This is a genomic window from Paenibacillus piscarius, assembly GCF_022234545.1.
Taxonomy (GTDB): domain Bacteria; phylum Bacillota; class Bacilli; order Paenibacillales; family Paenibacillaceae; genus Paenibacillus_AQ; species Paenibacillus_AQ piscarius.
The window spans coordinates 167,877-186,108 of record NZ_JAIEUI010000013.1; the positions used below are offsets into that span (position 1 = coordinate 167,877).

Sequence of the window (18,232 nt, forward strand, 5' to 3'; positions counted from 1 at the left end):
TTTACGGACTGAAAAGCTTTTATTTTTTCAAATTGACTCATTTAACTACTCTTACGGACCTTATTGTCTTCTGAAAGGGTCTTTTTCGGGTGATTTTCAGTGAATAAGAGCACTGGTGTCCGCAAGTCTGATGAAAAGCTGGTTTTTGGAAAAATAAGCGCCCCTCAGTCCGTTACCGTTGTGCTGGCCAAGTCATTTAGTCTATCAGATGCTCCCACCTTTGGCGACACTTATTCTCTTTTTCGTCCCCAGCTCCCTATAGATAATTTACTAAAAAAAAGCTATACTTTTTGATAATATCAACAAGTAAATTTTTCTATGCAGAAGAGCGGAGCGGGATAGATGAAGAAGCTGACCATTGAGGATGTGGCCCGGAAGGCAGGGGTCTCGAAGAGCACGATCTCGCAGTTTTTGAATAAACGGTTCAAATATATGAGTGAAGCGACCCGGAACCGCATTGCCGAGGTCATCGATGAGCTGAACTATCAGCCGAACGGGCTGGCCCGCAGCCTGAAGCAGAACCGTACACATATGGTGGGTATTATTGTAGCCAATATTGATTACTCGCTGTCCATCCAGTGTATCCGGGCGATCGAGAAGGAGCTGCAGCGCCACGGCATTCAGGTCATCATCTGCAACTCAGACGAGGATGCAGATAAAGAGAATACTTATGTGGAGACCCTGGTCGCCCGTCAGGTGGATGGACTGATTATATTCCCGGCGGGCGATCAGCCCGGGCCTTACACTCGGTTAATTGAAGCGGAATACCCGCTGGTGTTCATGGACCGGCTGGTCGACGGGATCACGACCCAGAGCCTGCTGCTCGATAATGAGATGGCGGTGAAGACCGCGGTCCGCGAGCTGACCAGCCATGGACATGAAGCGATTGCCATCCTGTCGCTGCCGCTCGGCGCATACGCAATAACTCCACGCAAGGAGCGGATGAGCGGGTACAAGAAGGCGATGGAGGAGGCAGGACTGCCGTTGCGGGATGACTATATGCGCAGCGTTCCGCGTGAAGAGATTGCCTCGGCGCTGGATGAACTGCTGGAGCTTCCCGAGCCGCCGACAGCGCTGGTTGCCGCCAATGATCTGGTGCTGGGCGAGATTCTGAAGTATGCGAACCGCAATGCGATTGCGATTCCCGGCCAGCTGTCGGTAATCGGTATTGACGATGCGGAATTCGCCCGTATCTACAACCCTGATATTACGACGATCCGTCAGCCCGCGTATGAGATGGGGGTGCAGGCGGCGAAGATCATGCTCTCTTTGATTAACGAAGCGGAGGGTGCGATGCCGATCACCTACAGATTCCCGCCTTCCCTGCAGCAGGGCGATTCGGTGCAGCCTCCGGCTAAGCCGGAATAGCAACTGGCGGTATGACTAGTAGCTCTGCTCGCTTGCTGAGGGTTTAGTGCGATCCAATTAGGGTGCAAGGGCGAGGCTTAATTGCAATCCGTACAATTAAATCGCCGGATGTGCCGCCGAATCTCAGTTTTGTTGTAGTTCATGCAATTAAAATGCCACTGAACCTGGATTTTCGCCCATCCGGGCAAATGTAGTTGTACAGACTACAGTTAGAAGAGGAAAGCCTTTCATTTTCCTGTTTTTAGCTGCACAAAATACACTTATCTCTAAAATGATTTACAAAAAAGGTGTCCCAAGCCAGCCGGCTTTCGGGACACCTTTTTGCAGCTTCTGTTATAGCTCGCACTTGGAGGTGGAGCGTTTATTTCTTAACACCCGTGCTCATAAATGCTTCCAGCTCGCTGCGGGTCGGCAGTCCGTCCATGTCGCCAGGCGACATCACCGCCAGTGCGCCGATCGCATTGCCGCGCTTCACGGCTTCGGCTACGCTGAGCTTCTCCAGCATCGCGCTGATGACGCCCACGGCGAAGCCGTCTCCGGCGCCGACGGTATCGACCACCTCCTCAACCTTGAAGCCGTCCACATAGCCCTCTTCGCCTGTGGAAGTCCTGTAGTATGCTCCTTCAGGCCCGAGCTTGATCACGACAAGGGAGACGCCGCGCTCCAGATAGAATCCGGCGATTTCCTCGGGCGTATCGAGTCCGGTCAGAATCTTGCCTTCGCCGAGCCCGGGCAGGAACCAGTCGCAGTGGGCCGCCAGATCATTGATCGTGCTGACCATCGTTTCGGTATCCGGCCAGAGCGTCGGGCGCAGATTCGGGTCGAGTGAGACCGTCCGGCCGCGCTGCTTCATGAAATTCATGGCATGCAGGGAGAACTCATGGCAGGAAGCCGACAAGGCTGCCGAGATGCTGGTGACGTGCAGATGGCCGGCCGAAGCGAAGTAGTCGCCGTCGAAGTCTGCCAGACTCAGCTTGGAAGCGGCGGAATTGCGGCGGAAATATTCAACCTTGGGGTCCCCGGTCAACACCTTGGACTTGACCAGCATACCGGTAGAGAATTCTTTGGTGGTAGTGATGCTGGAGGTATCAATCTTCTCCTTGTTCAGCGCCGCTGTGATGAATTGGCCGAAGCTGTCTTCACCGAGCTTGGTCACATAGCCAGTAAGGTGGTTAAGGCGCGACAAGCCGGTGGCTACATTGCTCTCCGCGCCTGCCAGTGCCTTGGAGAATGAAGTGACCTCAGGCAAGGGGCCGACTTCATTGGCATAGAACATGGCCATCGGCTCCCCGAATGTGACCGCATCCAACTGTTTATTCATGAATGGTTCCTCCTAAAAATTAAAGATAACATTAAACCGTTTTCAAGCTTGAAGATAGAATGTAAGTTGAAATTATCACATAAAACGGTTTTGTACAATACGTACGCGCTTATTCTGTGTACTTATTTGAGCTGCGATTATCGATGATTCGTTAATAAACTGTTGTTATATAAGCTTTTTTACAGTGAAATTGTGAGGCGATCCAGCGGCTTTCGTAAATATATATTGACTCTTTGCGGCAATGTTATTACTATTTTCTTAGAAGCATAAAGCCTGATGTTAGTAAAATAGATAAAATAGTTTATCTAAATAAATATTCTATTGAAATATATTTCAGAGAGGAAGTTCTTACATGAAGAAAATTAAAGTATTGCAGAACATCACAGCTGTTGGTGTAGTAGCCGTAATCCGTGCGGACAATGCCGATGACGCCTATGCGATGTCAGTGGCTTGCATCAATGGGGGATTGAACAATATTGAAGTGACTTTTACCACTCCGGGGGCCGATGTTGCGATTAAGCGCCTTGTTGCCGAATATGGAGGCCGCGCCGTAATTGGTGCCGGTACGGTGCTTGACCCGCTTACGGCAAGAATTGCGATTCTGGCGGGTTCGGAGTTTGTGGTTAGCCCGTCTTTTGAGGAAGAGACTGCCAAGATGTGTAATCTCTACGGCATTCCTTATATGCCGGGCTGCATGACATTAAATGAAATGAAGGAAGCACTGAAGCTGGGCGTGGATGTGCTGAAGCTGTTCCCGGGCAGCGCGTTCGGACCTGATTACGTTAAGGCTGTAAAGGGCCCGATGCCGCATGTGAACATTATGCCTACCGGCGGCGTGGATCTGAACAATATGGAGAAATGGATCAAGAACGGTTGCATCGCTGTTGGTATCGGCGGCAACCTGACCGCACCGGCAAAGGAAGGCCGCTATGATCAGATCACGGAGCTGGCGGCGCAGTATGTAGCGAAGTTCAAGGAGATTCAAGCTGGGTAGCGGTGAGCGTGACTGTGTGAGCCGACAGCTAGGTCTGGGACACTAACCTCATGATATTGCCAACTTATAAGTACAATATATAGCGGAAATGTCTTGCCTCTTTGGGGCAAGGCATTTTTTGTGATGCGGGAAATAGTTTGGCAAAAAACGAACGTGATGGGCGGTGGCGCTGGCACGTGGGCCGAATGTAATCGAAAAACCGATCACATTTGCGGTGGTGGCAGGCACGTGGGCCAAATGTAATCGAAAAACCGATCACATTTGGATGGTGCAGGTGCATGGGCCGAATGTAATCGAAAAACCGATCACATTTGCGGTGGTGGCAGGCACGTGGGCCGAATGTAATCGAAAAACCGATCACATTTGTGATGGTGTAGGTGCGTAGGCCAAATGTAATCAAAAAACCGATCACATTTGTGATGGCGCAGGTGCGTAGGCCGAATGTAATCGAAAAACCGATCACATTTACGGCGGCGCAGGCACACTGGAGTCCTCCACCCGCAGGGTGAGTTTATCGTAGCGGTTCGTGATCAGCCGGTCAGGGCATTACTTATAATAGGTAGATTACTTTAGGCGCCTGCCTGTGTTCAGACGCTTATGTGAAAGGTGATGCCATGCCTGGCGAGAAGATTCACGGCGAGCTGTACCCGGTACTGCTGATGGATGAAGCTGACTATGTGAGGATCAGAACCACAGTGCCGGGTTGCAGGGTGACAGCGGGAGCTGTCTATAAGCTGTACCGTAACTATAATCATCCGCAACTTTTTGTGCAGGGGGAAGTATATGTGCTTGATGATGATTTCCGGGAGAATTATGCGGTTCTGCTGGTGTGTGGAGCTACATTCTACCGGCTTCAGCAGCCGTCAATTTCCTGAACGGAGCATGCGGGGCAGGCTGCTGTTCATGTCATTTCTGTAACCACTTTGGTTAAAAGAGTATTTGAATGATTGCAGCATCCCCTGTATGCTTATTAAGGATTGTTCAAATATTCAAAAATAACCATTATAGGCTTGCAACAAATCCGCAGTCTTGCACGTCAGTAAGATTGCATAGAGAGGGGGAACCTTCGTGGTGGAGCAGGGACTCATCAGAGCCGCTCAAGCGGGCGATCGCGACGCTCTAATCACCCTATTGCGCGAAATTGAAGGACATGTATATAAGACAGCCTTCTATATCCTGCATAATGAACAGGATGCTCTGGATGCCTCCCAGGAAGCGCTGATCCGGGTGTATACCAAGATCGGCTCCTATGAGGAGAAGGCTCAGTTCAAAACATGGGTTCAACGGATAGTAACTAATATTTGTATTGACAAATTCAGGAGAACGAAGCCTACCGTTTCTATCGATGAACACGAAATGGTGTTCCAGGATAACAAACATAATGTAGAGCGCGAAGTAATGTCCGGTTATCTGGCGGAGGATATCCGCGAGGCCATCGACCAGCTTCCAGAGCATCACAGGACCGTGGTTGTGCTCCGCTATCTACAGGACTTCTCTTACAACGAGATTGCAGACTGTCTCGATCTGCCGCTGAACACGGTGAAATCGTACCTGTTCCGGGCGAGGCAGCAGCTGCAGAACAGACTTCAGGAGTATCAGAAAGGTGGTGTGTCAGGATGAACTGCGCGGAGGTGATGGAATGGATGCACCGCTATTTGGATCATGATCTCAGTCAGGAAGAAATACTGGAAATGTTCCGTCATATTGATGATTGCCCTGCCTGCGCGGAAGTCTTTGACCGGTTGACGATGCTCTCCCAGCAGCTGGAGCAGCTGCCGGATGTGAAGCCGCCCTTCAGTCTGGTTGATTCTATCCTTCCCCGGCTGGAGCAGTTGGACCAGGGTGTCCCGGAAGTGCCGGTTGTACCATTAAAAGAAGATCCCAAGGTAGTTCCCTTTACCCGGTCAAATACCCGCAGCAAGAAGCCGCGAGGCTCTTCACTGGCGACACGGACAGGCATCGGCGCGGCAGCGGCAGCGGTGATTCTGCTGTTCGCGTTATTCAACAAGCCGGAGAGTATGCCGAATGCGGATATGGATATGGCTGTTCAGACTTCTGCAAGTGGTGCAGCCACAGAGATGGCCAACAGCAACTCAGGGAATTCGAATAGTGCAGCTCCGGGGGCAGGACAGACAGACGGCGGAGATGTCTCCTTCATGAAGCAGGCGCCGGCGGAGGATGGTGCAGGTGAGGAGCTTCAGGCTACACCGCCGGTTTCGGTCAAGAGTGCGGACCAACCGCCAACTGCGGATCAGGCGCCTGCAACGGACGCTGGTACTGTCCCGGGCAAGGCCCCTGTAGTGACGCCAGCACCGCGGCCTGACAAGCGCAGCGCTACGCCTCAGCCGGAGAGCGGCAAGAGCGGCGGCAAGGGGGACCGTAAAGTCTTGAATGACAAGAGTGCAGCGCCAAGCGCACCTGTTCAGGAGTTCTCAGCGGCGGACCAGCCTCCAGATGAGCGGATTGCGGGAGATCAGCCTGCTGGAGATAGAAAAGCCAGTGGCCTGATGGCTGCGGGCGCCGGAAATGCCTGGGCCTCTCCGGACGGACATTATTCAGCTGAGCAGTCCGGCCAGCAGCTCATTATTTACAGTTCACCCGCAGCAGGGGCGGAAGAGCGGACCATATTGACCTCCCTGCTGGTAGAGGGGAACGTCATCTCCGTGACGTGGTCGGAGGACGGACGCAAGTTCACTTATGTAACAGCGCTGCCGGATGGTACGGAAGCCACTCAGGATTACATGCTTCCGGCAGAGCCGGCAACACCGGCCCCTTCGGAGGTTTCTGAGCCTTCCACCTCACCGGCGGAGCCCTCTGTATCTCCCGGCTCCAGCCCGGCGGTGACCCCGGACGCGGCAACGTCCAATAAATCACCATAAGCCGGAACGTATTGAGGAGAAGCGGAATATACTAAGGTGTGAGGATAGAAGATACAGGATTTGCGAGTATCATCGGTATGACCGGCGAACGGAAAGTTTCTAGAGCTTCTCCCTCCGCCGTTTATATAGATGCGCCGCTGAAACGGAGCAACTTAGGCCCTGGCTGCCGAGGTTGCTCCGTTTTTGCCTGTCCGGGCGGCTATGTTCACCAGTGATTTTTTGTTAGAATGGATGAATGGATAGACTCAAGACTGATGAGGCAAGTAATTAGAAAAGGAAGTGGCGGGATGGATGCCAAAACGGCGGCCAAAGCAATCAAACAGGGGAACATCGCTCCACTGTACGTGCTGTACGGCAGTGAGAAGTTCCGGATGAATGAATTCGCGGCCATGCTGGAGGAACAGCTGATCCCCGGCGAAGACCGTGATTTCGCAGTGATCCCCTTCGACCTGTCAGAGACGCCGGTTCAGGCTGTAGTTGAAGAGGCGGAGACGGTTCCGTTCATGGCCGAGCGCAAGCTGCTGGTGGTGCGGGATGCGTCCGTGTTCACAGCCGGGAAGGACAAGGCCAAGATTGAACACAATGTGGAGATGCTGGCGGCCTATATGCAGCACCCGGCTGAGTTCAGTGTGATTGTATTCCTGGTGAACGGCGACAAACTGGATGAACGCAAAAAAATCGTCAAAAGCGTGAAAGCCGCCGGTACGGTGCTGGCCTTCAATCCGCTGGGGGCGGAGGAGCTGGTTCGCTGGGTGGAGAAGGGCTTCCGGGAGCGCGGCTGTTCGCTGGCGCCGGGAACCGCTGAGGCGCTGATCGGAAGCGCCGGCACCGGGCTTCAGGGGCTGTCAGCGGAGATCGACAAGCTGTGCCTGTTCGCCGGAGCAGGCGGGGAGGTCAATACGGCCGCCGTGGAGAGTCTGGTCCACCGCGGCACCGAGCAGAATATCTTCACACTGGTGGAGGATATCGCGAACCTGCGCCTGGACAAGGCGCTGAATACGCTCTATGAGCTGCTGAAGCAGCGTGAAGAGCCGATCAAGATCGCCGCGCTGATTGCCCGGCAGTTCAGAATCATACTGCAGGTCAAGGACCTGTCCGCGCTTAGCTATTCGCAGGGGCAGATTGCCTCCCAGCTCGGACTGCACCCATATGCGGTTAAGCTGGCCGGAGAGCAGGCCCGCAAGTTCGGCAGCCCGCAGCTGCGTCAGATCCTGAGCCGCCTCGCCGATCTGGATTATCAGATGAAGACCGGCGCGGTCGACAAGGTGCTGGGGCTGGAGCTGTTCATGCTGCGGCTTGGGGCCTGAGCCGGAACTTCTGCAGGAGCAGCGCAAAGAGCCTGTCCATCCGCTTGGGTCTGCAGATGGACAGGCTCTTTAAGTTGTGTGTAAACATAAAAAAACCTAACCGTATGCAGCATAGCGGTCAGGTTCTTCATATGCTCGTTATGATTGTCGCCCTTGGCTTAGGCTTGAGCCTTGAGAGCGTTCAATTTCTTCGCCAAGCGGGATTTTTTGCGGGCAGCCGCATTTTTATGAACCAGGCCTTTGGTTACAGCCTTGTCCAGCTTCTTGGAAGCCGCTTGGAAAGCAGCCTGAGCAGTTTCCACTTCTGTACCTGTCACTGCTACATCAGCAGCTTTCACAGCTGTACGAAGCGCTGACTTCTGGGAAGCGTTAAGTGCACGGCGTTTCTCGATCGTCTTGACGCGTTTTACCGCGGATTTGATATTTGGCATTGCATTCACCTCCTGAAAGACATTCGGAAATCACAAATGATTCACAACTTAAAATAGTTTAGCATGAAGGGTGGTAAAATGCAATACTAAAAGCTTCGGAATTCCCTCCCGCCCCTCTGTATAAACCGAAGCTTTCTCCCGCACACTATCAGCAATATGCAAAAGGAGGCTGAACTAAACATGGAACTGGATCTTCAGCTGTATTCAGTACGTACAGATCTGGCGGTGGAAGCTAAGGAAATGGCGCAAGGGAGGTCGGATGCACCGATTCCCGGCGTCAATGAGGAGGTGGAAGAAGCGGACGGCATTAAGGTAACCAGACTGGCGGTGACTGACCAGGCGGGCTCCCAGGCCATCGGGCGGGCCATCGGCAATTATGTGACCCTGGAGGTGCCTGCGCTGCGCGGCGGAGACACCGGCCTGCAGCAGAAGGTCTCCATCGTGTTCGCCCGTGAATTTGAACACTTCCTTGATCAGATCGGAATCGACCGCAATTCAAAAGTGCTGATTGTCGGACTTGGCAACTGGAATGTGACGCCGGACTCGCTGGGGCCGCTGGTTGTAGAGAATTCACTGATTACCCGGCAGTTCTATGAGCTGGTGCCTGAGCAGGTCTCTCCCGGCTACCGGAATGTAAGTGCCATCGCGCCCGGCGTGCTCGGCCTGACAGGGATTGAATCCAGTGAAGTGGTGCAGGGGATTGTCGACCGCACGAGCCCTGATGTCATTATAGCGATTGATGCCCTGGCCTCCCGTTCACTGGAACGCATCAATACTACGATTCAGATTGCCGATATTGGTATCCATCCGGGGTCGGGCATCGGGAACAAGCGCAGAGGGCTGACCAAGGAGGTGCTGGGCGTTCCCTGCATCGCGATCGGCGTTCCGACCGTCTGCTATGCTTCGACCATCGTCAACAATGTGCTGGAGATGATGAAGCATCATTTCGGGCAAATGGAAGGCGGCGGAGCCCATACCAAAGAGATTATGGGGCTCCTCGATGATATCAGCGAGCAGGAGCGGCTGGCCCTGGTGAAGGAAGTGCTTGAGCCGCTCGGCCATGACCTGATTGTTACGCCCAAGGAGATCGATGAGTTCATTGAGGAGATCGCCAACATCGTAGCCAGCGGGCTTAATGCCGCATTGCATGAAGCTGTTGATCCCGGCAATGTCGGAGCTTATACGCACTGAACTGTCTCTAATCAATTGGCCCGCACCGCCTGCAATACGCAGAGCCGGTTGCGGGCTTCTTCGTGTACGCTTGTACTCCGCAACCCTCTTCATGTTCCCTCTCTCTCTCATTCTGTGGTTCTAGCATCCCTCCCGCTCTCATAGATTTGGAGTATAAGAGATTACTGAGGGCTTAGAGGAGGCTATAACAATCATGAACAGAAAATGGTTTCAGCTGTGGAATATTGGGCGGCTGCGCGGACGGCTGATGGATATTCTGTCGCTGGGAAGGACGATGCTGCTGCTGGCCGGAGGTTCACTGGTGCTGTTCATCCTGCTTGGAACCGGCGGCCTTGCCGGCCAGAAGCTGAATTCTTCACCCATTCCCTCAATGAAGGGCCTGGCTGCCTCGCTCTCCAGCGGATTCTTCATGGAGCTGCTGGGGATGGAGGTTCCCCATCTCCCCAAGGGGGACGAGCCATCGGCCTTCTCGGGGGACAAGGTAACCTCCTTCGTCTTCCGGCTGCTGACAAGCGTTGACCCGGGTGACCCGAAGAGCCTGGTCTCGCGCGAGATGCCGGGGCTGGCCGCAGATGATCCCTTCCTGCTGCGGGAGGGCTCGGGCGGAACAGCAGGAGCGCCTGCCGATTATCATCCCGGCGTCGATGAGCTGGCAGATGGTCAGGATCCGGGGACGGCTGCCGGTCCGGGAGACGGGCCGGATACACCGGGCGGCACAGACCAGCCGGGCGGAGAGGTCCAGCAGCCTGAAGCCTCGCCTGCCCCGGACCCGGCCGGACAAGTTCCGGATGAAGGCTACTCCGGCAGCGGTGATGCCGAGAACGGGACAGGAGATACCTCTATCAAGCGTATTCTCATCTATCATTCCCATCCCCGTGAAGCTTATAATCCGCTGCTGGGCGCACAGAGTGATAATCCGAGCTCGGCTGTCCCTTCCAAGAATGTGATGCTGGTCGGCTCCTATATTGCCAAGAGACTCGAAGCGCGCGGGATCGGCACGGTTCATGCCCAGGAGGATTATGCCACAGCGGTGCCGGACTATAACTGGAACTTCTCCTATAAATATTCGCGTATGACGGTGAAGTCGGCTATGGCCGCCAACCAGCAGATGAGCGAGCTGATTGATATTCACCGCGATTCCCAGCGGCACGGCAAGACAACGGCAACGATTAACGGGAAAAACTACGCCCAGGTGTACTTCATTTTGGGCCATGCGAATAAAAACTGGAAGCAAAACGAAGCCTTCGCCAATAAAATCCACCAGCTGCTGGAGAAAAATTATCCGGGAATTTCACGCGGAATCTGGGGGAAATCTTCGGGAAACGGGAATAATGGGGAATATAACCAGACTTTATCTCCGAACAGTGTGCTGATCGAGGTTGGCGGTATCGACAACAGCGCCGATGAGCTGAAGCGGACGGCGGATATTCTGGCGGATGCGATTGCCGATGTGTATTGGACCAGCAGGGATGCAGAGAAGGCAGCGGCGCCGCAGCGCGAAGAGATCCGGCAGGATGTGGCCAAGCCCGGTGGTAACGGTGCGAAGACCTCGTCAGGCGGGGCCTCATGAACAGACTTTCATTAAAAAGGAGTGGAGCATATGACCCGGTTCGGCAAAAAAATGGTAATGTTCGGCGTATGGGCAGGCATCGGCCTGCTGGCTGGCCTCCAGCTCGGAGGAGGCTCGGGGGTCTCCGGCATGCTGCCGGACTGGACGGTGCCTGCCGGAACCACTGCAGCCACCGGTCAGCGTCCGGCTGGTCAGAGCTTACCAAGCGGAACCGCTGCGGCGCCATCGGCAGACACTGCCCGGAACGGACAGGCTTATATCTACGTACCGGTCGTGATTGATCCGGCCACCGGAGCCTATACCGTGCTGCCTGGGCAGCAGCCTGCCGGCGGGAACGGACAGGCTTCGGGGAACGGCAGCCTTCCGCAGCAGGAGGTGAAGGAGGAGAACACCTCCACCCTCAGCCCTGAGCAGATCCTGATACCGGAGGAGCAGAAGCCGACGGTCGATGTGCTGGCGGATAAGACAGCTGGCCTGCTTCAGCAGGCATCGCAGAAGGGCATCCGCTGGGTGGTGTCGCTGTTTGATTCCTCGGAGGAGTAAGGCGGGGAAGCCGGCCGGTCGTCCGCATTGGACGATTCCGGCTTTTTTTGTATGTCCTGCGCACTGGCGGGATTGCTGGGCGGAGCCCGTACTGTTATAATAAATGGATTAACATTAGGCTGTCTGTGGGGGTAAGGAATGACTGACGTTCAGAAACGACAACAACAAATCCGCAATTTCTCGATTATTGCACATATAGACCATGGCAAATCGACACTGGCTGACCGTATTCTGGAATATACAGGTGCACTGACCACGCGTGAAATGCAGGAGCAGGTCCTTGACCAGATGGATCTGGAGCGCGAACGCGGGATCACCATTAAGCTTCAGGCTGTACGTCTGACGTACCGTGCCGATGACGGGCAGGAATATTATCTGAATCTGATTGATACACCGGGGCATGTCGACTTCACTTATGAGGTCTCCCGAAGCCTTGCGGCCTGTGAGGGCGCTCTGCTGGTGGTGGATGCCGCGCAGGGGATTGAGGCCCAGACGCTGGCTAACGTGTATCTGGCGCTCGACAACAATCTGGAGATTCTTCCGGTGCTTAACAAGATCGACCTGCCCAATGCAGATCCTGAGCGGGTGAAGCAGGAGATTGAGGATGTCATCGGGCTGGATGCCAGCGATGCGGTGATGGCTTCGGCCAAGGCGGGTATCGGCATCAAGGAGATTCTGGAGCAGGTGGTCAAGCAGGTACCGCCGCCGACAGGCAGTGCGGAGGAGCCGCTGAAGGCGCTGATCTTCGACTCCCATTACGATCCTTATAAGGGCGTTATCGTCTATGTCCGCGTCATTGACGGCAGTATCCGCGCCGGGTCCAAGATCCGGATGATGGCAACTGACAAGACCTTTGAGGTTATCGAGGTCGGAGCCTTCATGCCGCGCATGACTAGCGTCCCTGAGCTGAATATCGGCGATGTCGGCTTCATTGTTGCCGGGATCAAGCATGTGGGCGATACGCGGGTCGGGGATACGGTGACCGATGCGAAGAACCCGACGCCTGAACCGCTGCCGGGCTACCGCCGGATTAATCCGATGGTCTACTGCGGTCTCTATCCGATTGAGACCTCCGATTATAACGATCTTAGAGAAGCGCTGGAGAAGCTTCAGCTGAATGATGCTTCACTTAGCTTCGAGCCGGAGAGCTCCAGCGCGCTGGGCTTCGGCTTCCGCTGCGGCTTCCTGGGACTGCTGCACATGGAGATTATTCAGGAGCGGATCGAGCGCGAGTTCAATCTGCCGCTGATCACAACCGCACCGAGCGTTATTTACCGCATCAAGCTGACCAACGGAGAGACGATTCAGATTGACAACCCGTCGCATTACCCGGAGGTCGGTACGATTGACTATGTGGAAGAGCCGTATGTTAAGGCAGCCATTATTGTCCCTAACGATTTCGTGGGAACGGTCATGGAGCTCTGCCAGAGCAAGCGCGGCGAGTTCGTGAATATGGAGTATCTGGACACCACCCGGGTCACCATCACGTATGAGATTCCGCTGTCTGAGATCGTCTATGACTTCTTCGATCAGCTGAAGTCAGGAACCAAGGGCTATGCCTCCTACGATTATGAAATCTCCGGTTACCGCCAGTCGAACCTGGTGAAGATGGATATCCTGCTGAATAATGAGCAGGTGGATGCCCTGTCCTTCATCGTGCACCGCGACCGCGCCTATAACCGCGGACGGATTATCTGTGAGAAGCTGCGCGGCATTATCCCGCGCCAGATGTTCGAGGTGCCGATTCAGGCTTCGGTCGGCACGAAGATTGTAGCGCGTGAGACGGTTAAGGCGATGCGCAAGAACGTGCTCGCCAAATGCTACGGCGGCGATATCTCGCGTAAGCGGAAGCTGCTGGAGAAGCAGAAGGAAGGGAAGAAGCGCATGAAGCAGGTCGGCAGCGTTGAGGTGCCGCAGGAAGCGTTCATGGCTGTGCTTCAGATTGAGTAGCAGCGCATAGCTCCGGTGAGGGCTTGCTGCTGGGATAGACCTGGAAGGGAAGCCGGAGGGCTTCCCTTTTGCGGCTTCATTTTACAATCAGATTATCTGTATATTAACAAGAGCAAAGGAGACCGCTATGAACACTGCAAGAAATGGCCGTCCCCCTGAGGCGGTCTATATCCATATCCCGTTCTGTACGAATAAATGCTTCTACTGTGACTTCAATTCTTATGTGCTGAAGGATCAGCCGGTGATGGAGTATCTCTATGCGCTTGACCGGGAGATGGAGGAGACCGTGAAGAAGACGCCTCCAGGGGTGATCAAGACGATCTTTGTCGGCGGGGGCACACCTACTGTATTGAAGCCGGACGAGATGGCGTATTTCCTGGATTCGGTCAGAAGGCATTTCCCGCATTGGGATGAGCAGATTGAATTCTCTATGGAAGCCAATCCCGGCACTACGGATATCGACAAGCTTAGAGTCATGAAGGAAGGCGGGGTCAACCGGGTCAGCTTCGGGGTTCAGGCGTTCCAGAACGAGCTGCTGAGCGGTATCGGCCGGATTCATAATGTGGATGATGTATACCGCAGTCTGGAGAATGCCCGCGCGGTGGGGCTGAATAACCTGTCGGTGGATCTGATGTTCGGGCTGCCGAACCAGACGGTGGATATGCTCAGAGAGAGCGTGGCCAAGGCGCTGGAGCTGGGGCTGCCGCATTATTCAATCTACAGTCTGAAGGTAGAGGAGAACACGCTGTTCCACACCCTGTTCAACAAGAACAAGCTGCCGCTGCCAAATGAAGAGGATGAGCTGGCGATGTATCTGCTGCTGATGTCTGCTATGGAAGCTGCGGGGTATACGCAATATGAGATCAGCAACTTTGCGAAGCCGGGAATGGAGAGCCGCCACAATATCACATATTGGCGCAACGAGGATTATTATGGTCTGGGTGCAGGCGCGCACGGTTATGTCGGCCGGCAGCGGCATATGAATATCAAGGGCGTGAATCCGTATATCGAGGCTTCGCGCAGCGGGCTGCCGCGTCTGGACAGCTTCCCGGTCTCCGAGCAGGAGGCAATGGAGGATTTCATGATGGTCGGGCTGCGCATGCGGGAAGGGGTATCAGGCACAGCCTTCCGCTCCCAATTCGGGAAGCCGCTGGAGGAGATTTTTGAGGCGCCGCTGCATAAAATGCTTGCCGCCGGACTGCTGGAGCAGGCCGGGGACACCTATCGCCTGAGCAAGCAGGGAATCCTGTTTGGCAACGATGTTTTTGGTGAATTTGTCGGTGTTTTGACAGAGGTTTAATTTTGAAATACCCCTTGAATTGTAATTCACTCTGTTGTATATTTATTCGTATTAACAGCAAGGGGTGAGTCAAGTGCTTGTCAAAACGGATCAGTACCGCCAATCCTCTCCTGCGGGAGATCAGCAAGTCATATGCAGAAATGCTACAGTGGAGGATGTAGAGCCGCTGTATCAAATGATAGAAGAATATGCACAGCAGGGGATTATGCTGCCCCGTTCCAGGCAAGCACTGACGCGCCAGATCGACCAGTTCGTCATCGCCGAGATCGGCGGGACCTTCGTCGGCTGCGGCTCCTTGTTCAGACTCGGGAATGATCTGGTGGAGGTACGCTCCATCGGTCTGCGTGAGGAAGGCAAGGGCAAGGGGGTAGGAACGATGATTCTGGAGAAGCTGGTGGAAGAAGCCAGACGTCAGAGAATTCCGAAGATCATGGCTCTAACCTATGCCACAGACTTCTTCCTTAAGAACGGCTTCGCCGTGGTGGAGAAGGAGATTTTCCCTGAGAAGGTGTGGACCGATTGTGTGAACTGCAAGAAGCAGCATGCCTGCGATGAGATCGCAGTGCTGAAGAGACTGGACTAAATCCGGCGGCCGTGGCCTTCCGGTAGACCATATAATAAGAAACCACTGTCCGTCCCGGAGCTGATGCTCCAGAAGGACAGTGGTTTTTTGCAGATCACAGGAGCTTGCAGCAGTCAGGTCATTTGGCATAAATCAGCTTGCGCTGCTGCTCGATCAGCTCGGCCAGCTCAGGAGTGACATAAGCGGTTTGAAAAGAAGGGGACAAGATATTATAGGTAATTCTAATGGTCGAACCATCTGTCATCGCAAGCTCCATCCAGTAATTATCACCGACCCAGCCCTTGGTCTCCTTGTACAGCTCCTGAAAGGGGATGTACTTCAGCTTGGGGAATTCCCGGATGAAGACGGCATTGGCCTCCGGGGTGAAGTCCATCAGCTCTGAGCCGTCATTGCCGCTGATGAACCGGACGGTCTGAATTTTGCCTTCAATATCCATCAGATCGTTGATAGTCCTGGCCGAAGGATTCGTTGACGCCATATAGAGCCTGTCTCCCGCCCAGATTCGTGCAGAGGTCTTGTAGCCTTCTACCGCATAGAGCGGTGTGCCGGTCTTGAGAATCGTTGCATCGCCATCCTGCATTTCGTCGCGCGGGCACTGATGCTCGAATTTGCTGTAGGAGATCTTGCCGATCGCAGGTCCTTTAGTTAGACTGCCGTTATCACTGTCCATAGTATCACCGTACAGGATGCCATCCCATTGCAGGAGGGATACATAATCAACGGTTGCAAAATTGCAGTTATTCTGCGCGGCCCTACCTGAACAGCCGGTTATCATTAGTGCAGTCAGAAACATTGCCGAGATTGCGCATATCCATGATTTTATAGGGCGCATTTCATCACCTCTTGTCTCTCTGACGTTGACAGGAAGGAATGGTTGCGGTTTCCTCATCAGAATATTGGATTTGGCGGAAATAGGCGCAATCAAGATGCTGAACTCACTTGACAATGCTGAGGTGGGTTTGGTATTTTTGTATTAGTGGTTAGCACTCATCTCGTTAGAGTGCTAACGAATCGGAGCCACAGCCGGGCAGGAGGGATAACATGTTAACTGAACGCCAGAGAATGATACTGAATGCTATTGTAGATGACTATATTTCTTCCGCTGAGCCTGTCGGCTCACGCAGTATCTCGAAACGCGGGGACGTAGGCTTCAGTCCAGCCACGATCCGCAACGAAATGGCCGATCTGGAGGAGCTGGGTTATCTGGAGCAGCCCCACACTTCGGCAGGGAGAATCCCGTCCCATAAAGGCTACCGCTATTATGTGGATCATCTGGTACCGTGGAATTCCGCTGAAATGGCTGAGCTTGGCACGATCCGCGCTTTTTTCGCCGAGAAGCTGAATGCTACAGAGCAGGTTATCCAACACGCGGCAATGATTCTGTCCAATATGACGAATTATACTTCCATCCTTCTGGGACCGGAGGTTTTTCATACTTCATTGCGCCATTTCCAGCTGCTGCCGCTCGATAACAACACCGCTGTGGCAATTATCGTTACAAGCACCGGGCAGGTCGAGAACAGAACGGTCACGCTTCCGCCGGAGATCTCGCTCTCCGAGATGGAGAAGGTCGTTAATCTGCTCAACAGCAAGCTGGTGAATGTACCGCTCTACAAGCTGAAGAGTCAGCTCTATTCCGAGCTGGGCGAAGAAATGCAGCGCCACATCTCCCACTATGAAGAATTAATGCAGGTGCTGGACAAAGCGCTGGAGAGTGACGGTGAACAGCGCATCTACTTAAGCGGAGCTACGAATATGCTGACCCAGCCGGAGTTCAAGGACGTCGACAAGGTGAAGAATATTCTGGATCTGCTCGAGGAGACGCCAACCCTGCTTGAAATGCTGAATCCTGCTGCAGGCGGGAACGGAATGCAGGTACGCATCGGTACAGAGAATAAGCATGAAGCCTTTGCGAACTGCAGTCTGATTACCGCTACCTACTCTCTGGACGGGAAGCCGCTGGGAAGCATCGGCATCCTCGGCCCGACCCGGATGGAGTATGCGCGCGTCATGGGGATTCTGGGGATTCTCTCCCGGGATTTGACAGCGATGCTGGCGCACTGGTATAAGTGAACAGAGTGTAATTGATTTGTGTGAATGTTGAGAGGGAGGTGAAGACAACTTGAAAGAGGAAGAGGTTCAGGACATGAATGCACAGCAAGACTCCTCTATGAATGAGAACCAGGCAGCCGAAGAGGCTGAAGCTGTTACAGACAGCGGCTCATTGACGGCTGAAGAGGCTGGCGAGGCGGCTTCAGATCATGGGGAGGAGCTTAAGAAGCTGCAGGAGCTGGCAGATGAGCATCAGGCGCGCACCTTGCGTGTGCAGGCTGATTATGATAACTTCCGCCGCCGTACCCAGAAGGAGAAGGAAGAGCTGGCGCAATATGCGACCGCAAAGCTCGTTACAGAATTGCTCCCGGTGCTGGATAACTTTGAACGCGCACTGGCTACCCCTTCCGCAGGTGTGGATGCCGAGGCATTCATCAAGGGCGTGAATATGATTTTCCGTCAGCTGGAGGGTGTGCTTAAGAATGAAGGGCTGACAGCGATGGAAGCGGTAGGACAGCCTTTTAACCCTGAATATCATCAGGCGATCATGCAGGTGGAGAGCGAGGAGCACGAGGAAGGTATCGTGACGGAGGAGGTCCAGAAGGGCTATCTCCTGAAGGATAAGGTTCTTCGTCCGGCCATGGTCAAAGTCAGCATGTAGTTCTGTTCTATATAAGATCAAATTAACGGGCAAACCATGCGGAATAAGGACACACTATTTCTATAAATGGCTGAAGCCCCGG

The 18,232-nt window shown here is 54.0% G+C and carries 18 protein-coding genes; 15 read left to right on the forward strand and 3 right to left on the reverse strand.

Annotated features, from left to right (window positions below):
* Window positions 1-99: 99 nt before the first annotated feature.
* Together K1558_RS20345 and K1558_RS20350 are read left to right on the forward strand one after the other, a co-directional pair.
* A complete protein-coding gene (locus K1558_RS20345; protein ID WP_238653489.1) occupies window positions 100-294 on the forward strand; it encodes a hypothetical protein in 195 nt (64 codons plus the stop codon).
* 48 nt (window positions 295-342) lie between these two features.
* Window positions 343-1,368, forward strand: coding sequence for a LacI family DNA-binding transcriptional regulator (locus tag K1558_RS20350; RefSeq protein ID WP_238653490.1), 1,026 nt, complete (start codon window positions 343-345; stop codon window positions 1,366-1,368).
* Window positions 1,369-1,729: 361 nt separating this feature from the next.
* Here K1558_RS20350 and K1558_RS20355 read toward each other — a convergent pair whose 3' ends face one another.
* Window positions 1,730-2,689 (reverse strand): sugar kinase, encoded by a 960-nt coding sequence (locus K1558_RS20355; RefSeq protein WP_238653491.1) that lies wholly within the window; start codon window positions 2,687-2,689, stop codon window positions 1,730-1,732.
* A gap of 352 nt (window positions 2,690-3,041) precedes the next feature.
* On the opposite strand from K1558_RS20355, the gene K1558_RS20360 reads away from it, so the two are divergent.
* The 5 genes from K1558_RS20360 (at window position 3,042) to holA (ending at window position 7,869) form a co-directional block, all read left to right on the forward strand.
* On the forward strand, window positions 3,042-3,683 hold the full coding sequence (locus K1558_RS20360) for a bifunctional 2-keto-4-hydroxyglutarate aldolase/2-keto-3-deoxy-6-phosphogluconate aldolase (protein ID WP_238653492.1): 642 nt from the start codon (window positions 3,042-3,044) through the stop codon (window positions 3,681-3,683).
* Between the two features lie 614 nt (window positions 3,684-4,297).
* Window positions 4,298-4,558, forward strand: coding sequence for a hypothetical protein (locus tag K1558_RS20365; protein ID WP_238653493.1), 261 nt, complete (start codon window positions 4,298-4,300; stop codon window positions 4,556-4,558).
* 193 nt (window positions 4,559-4,751) lie between these two features.
* Window positions 4,752-5,303 carry an RNA polymerase sigma factor gene (locus tag K1558_RS20370; RefSeq protein WP_238653494.1) on the forward strand — a complete coding sequence of 184 codons (552 nt, stop codon included), beginning with the start codon at window positions 4,752-4,754 and terminating at the stop codon, window positions 5,301-5,303.
* Window positions 5,300-6,562 (forward strand): zf-HC2 domain-containing protein, encoded by a 1,263-nt coding sequence (locus K1558_RS20375; RefSeq protein WP_238653495.1) that lies wholly within the window; start codon window positions 5,300-5,302, stop codon window positions 6,560-6,562. Before K1558_RS20370 ends, K1558_RS20375 begins: the two co-directional genes overlap by 4 nt.
* A 287-nt stretch (window positions 6,563-6,849) precedes the next feature.
* Window positions 6,850-7,869, forward strand: a complete 1,020-nt coding sequence (holA, locus tag K1558_RS20380; RefSeq protein ID WP_238653496.1) for a DNA polymerase III subunit delta — start codon at window positions 6,850-6,852, stop codon at window positions 7,867-7,869.
* 158 nt (window positions 7,870-8,027) lie between these two features.
* Here the strand turns inward: holA and rpsT are convergent, their stop codons facing one another.
* Window positions 8,028-8,300 carry a 30S ribosomal protein S20 gene (gene rpsT, locus K1558_RS20385; RefSeq protein WP_238653497.1) on the reverse strand — a complete coding sequence of 91 codons (273 nt, stop codon included), beginning with the start codon at window positions 8,298-8,300 and terminating at the stop codon, window positions 8,028-8,030.
* Window positions 8,301-8,480: 180 nt separating this feature from the next.
* Between rpsT and gpr the strand changes: the two genes are divergently transcribed.
* The 6 genes from gpr (at window position 8,481) to K1558_RS20415 (ending at window position 15,437) form a co-directional block, all read left to right on the forward strand.
* Window positions 8,481-9,491, forward strand: coding sequence for a GPR endopeptidase (gpr, locus tag K1558_RS20390; RefSeq protein ID WP_238653498.1), 1,011 nt, complete (start codon window positions 8,481-8,483; stop codon window positions 9,489-9,491).
* Window positions 9,492-9,684: 193 nt separating this feature from the next.
* On the forward strand, window positions 9,685-11,061 hold the full coding sequence (locus K1558_RS20395; protein WP_238653499.1) for a stage II sporulation protein P: 1,377 nt from the start codon (window positions 9,685-9,687) through the stop codon (window positions 11,059-11,061).
* Between the two features lie 30 nt (window positions 11,062-11,091).
* Window positions 11,092-11,604, forward strand: coding sequence for a hypothetical protein (locus tag K1558_RS20400; RefSeq protein WP_238653500.1), 513 nt, complete (start codon window positions 11,092-11,094; stop codon window positions 11,602-11,604).
* Window positions 11,605-11,742: 138 nt separating this feature from the next.
* Window positions 11,743-13,554: a translation elongation factor 4 gene (gene lepA, locus K1558_RS20405; RefSeq protein WP_238653501.1), complete on the forward strand. Its 1,812-nt coding sequence runs from the start codon at window positions 11,743-11,745 to the stop codon at window positions 13,552-13,554.
* Between the two features lie 127 nt (window positions 13,555-13,681).
* Window positions 13,682-14,854, forward strand: coding sequence for a radical SAM family heme chaperone HemW (gene hemW / locus K1558_RS20410; protein WP_238653502.1), 1,173 nt, complete (start codon window positions 13,682-13,684; stop codon window positions 14,852-14,854).
* Between the two features lie 73 nt (window positions 14,855-14,927).
* Window positions 14,928-15,437, forward strand: a complete 510-nt coding sequence (locus K1558_RS20415; RefSeq protein WP_338019720.1) for an N-acetyltransferase — start codon at window positions 14,928-14,930, stop codon at window positions 15,435-15,437.
* Between the two features lie 118 nt (window positions 15,438-15,555).
* On the opposite strand, the gene K1558_RS20420 is transcribed toward K1558_RS20415, so the two are convergent.
* On the reverse strand, window positions 15,556-16,107 hold the full coding sequence (locus tag K1558_RS20420; RefSeq protein WP_238653503.1) for a hypothetical protein: 552 nt from the start codon (window positions 16,105-16,107) through the stop codon (window positions 15,556-15,558).
* A gap of 371 nt (window positions 16,108-16,478) precedes the next feature.
* Here K1558_RS20420 and hrcA point away from each other — a divergent pair, with 371 nt between their 5' ends.
* Window positions 16,479-17,510: a heat-inducible transcriptional repressor HrcA gene (hrcA, locus tag K1558_RS20425; RefSeq protein WP_238653504.1), complete on the forward strand. Its 1,032-nt coding sequence runs from the start codon at window positions 16,479-16,481 to the stop codon at window positions 17,508-17,510.
* Window positions 17,511-17,559: 49 nt separating this feature from the next.
* Window positions 17,560-18,150, forward strand: coding sequence for a nucleotide exchange factor GrpE (gene grpE / locus K1558_RS20430; protein WP_420800453.1), 591 nt, complete (start codon window positions 17,560-17,562; stop codon window positions 18,148-18,150).
* Window positions 18,151-18,232 lie beyond the last annotated feature (82 nt).

What these genes read in the sequence shown, in the direction of transcription:
- K1558_RS20350 (WP_238653490.1), top strand. Translation starts at nt 343, where the DNA reads ATGAAGAAGCTGACCATTGAGGATGTGGCCCGGAAGGCAGGGGTCTCG.
- K1558_RS20355 (WP_238653491.1), bottom strand. Translation starts at nt 2,689, where the DNA reads ATGAATAAACAGTTGGATGCGGTCACATTCGGGGAGCCGATGGCCATG.
- K1558_RS20360 (WP_238653492.1), top strand. Translation starts at nt 3,042, where the DNA reads ATGAAGAAAATTAAAGTATTGCAGAACATCACAGCTGTTGGTGTAGTA.
- K1558_RS20365 (WP_238653493.1), top strand. Translation starts at nt 4,298, where the DNA reads ATGCCTGGCGAGAAGATTCACGGCGAGCTGTACCCGGTACTGCTGATG.
- K1558_RS20375 (WP_238653495.1), top strand. Translation starts at nt 5,300, where the DNA reads ATGAACTGCGCGGAGGTGATGGAATGGATGCACCGCTATTTGGATCAT.
- holA (WP_238653496.1), top strand. Translation starts at nt 6,850, where the DNA reads ATGGATGCCAAAACGGCGGCCAAAGCAATCAAACAGGGGAACATCGCT.
- rpsT (WP_238653497.1), bottom strand. Translation starts at nt 8,300, where the DNA reads ATGCCAAATATCAAATCCGCGGTAAAACGCGTCAAGACGATCGAGAAA.
- gpr (WP_238653498.1), top strand. Translation starts at nt 8,481, where the DNA reads ATGGAACTGGATCTTCAGCTGTATTCAGTACGTACAGATCTGGCGGTG.
- K1558_RS20395 (WP_238653499.1), top strand. Translation starts at nt 9,685, where the DNA reads ATGAACAGAAAATGGTTTCAGCTGTGGAATATTGGGCGGCTGCGCGGA.
- K1558_RS20400 (WP_238653500.1), top strand. Translation starts at nt 11,092, where the DNA reads ATGACCCGGTTCGGCAAAAAAATGGTAATGTTCGGCGTATGGGCAGGC.
- lepA (WP_238653501.1), top strand. Translation starts at nt 11,743, where the DNA reads ATGACTGACGTTCAGAAACGACAACAACAAATCCGCAATTTCTCGATT.
- hemW (WP_238653502.1), top strand. Translation starts at nt 13,682, where the DNA reads ATGAACACTGCAAGAAATGGCCGTCCCCCTGAGGCGGTCTATATCCAT.
- K1558_RS20420 (WP_238653503.1), bottom strand. Translation starts at nt 16,107, where the DNA reads ATGGACAGTGATAACGGCAGTCTAACTAAAGGACCTGCGATCGGCAAG.
- hrcA (WP_238653504.1), top strand. Translation starts at nt 16,479, where the DNA reads ATGTTAACTGAACGCCAGAGAATGATACTGAATGCTATTGTAGATGAC.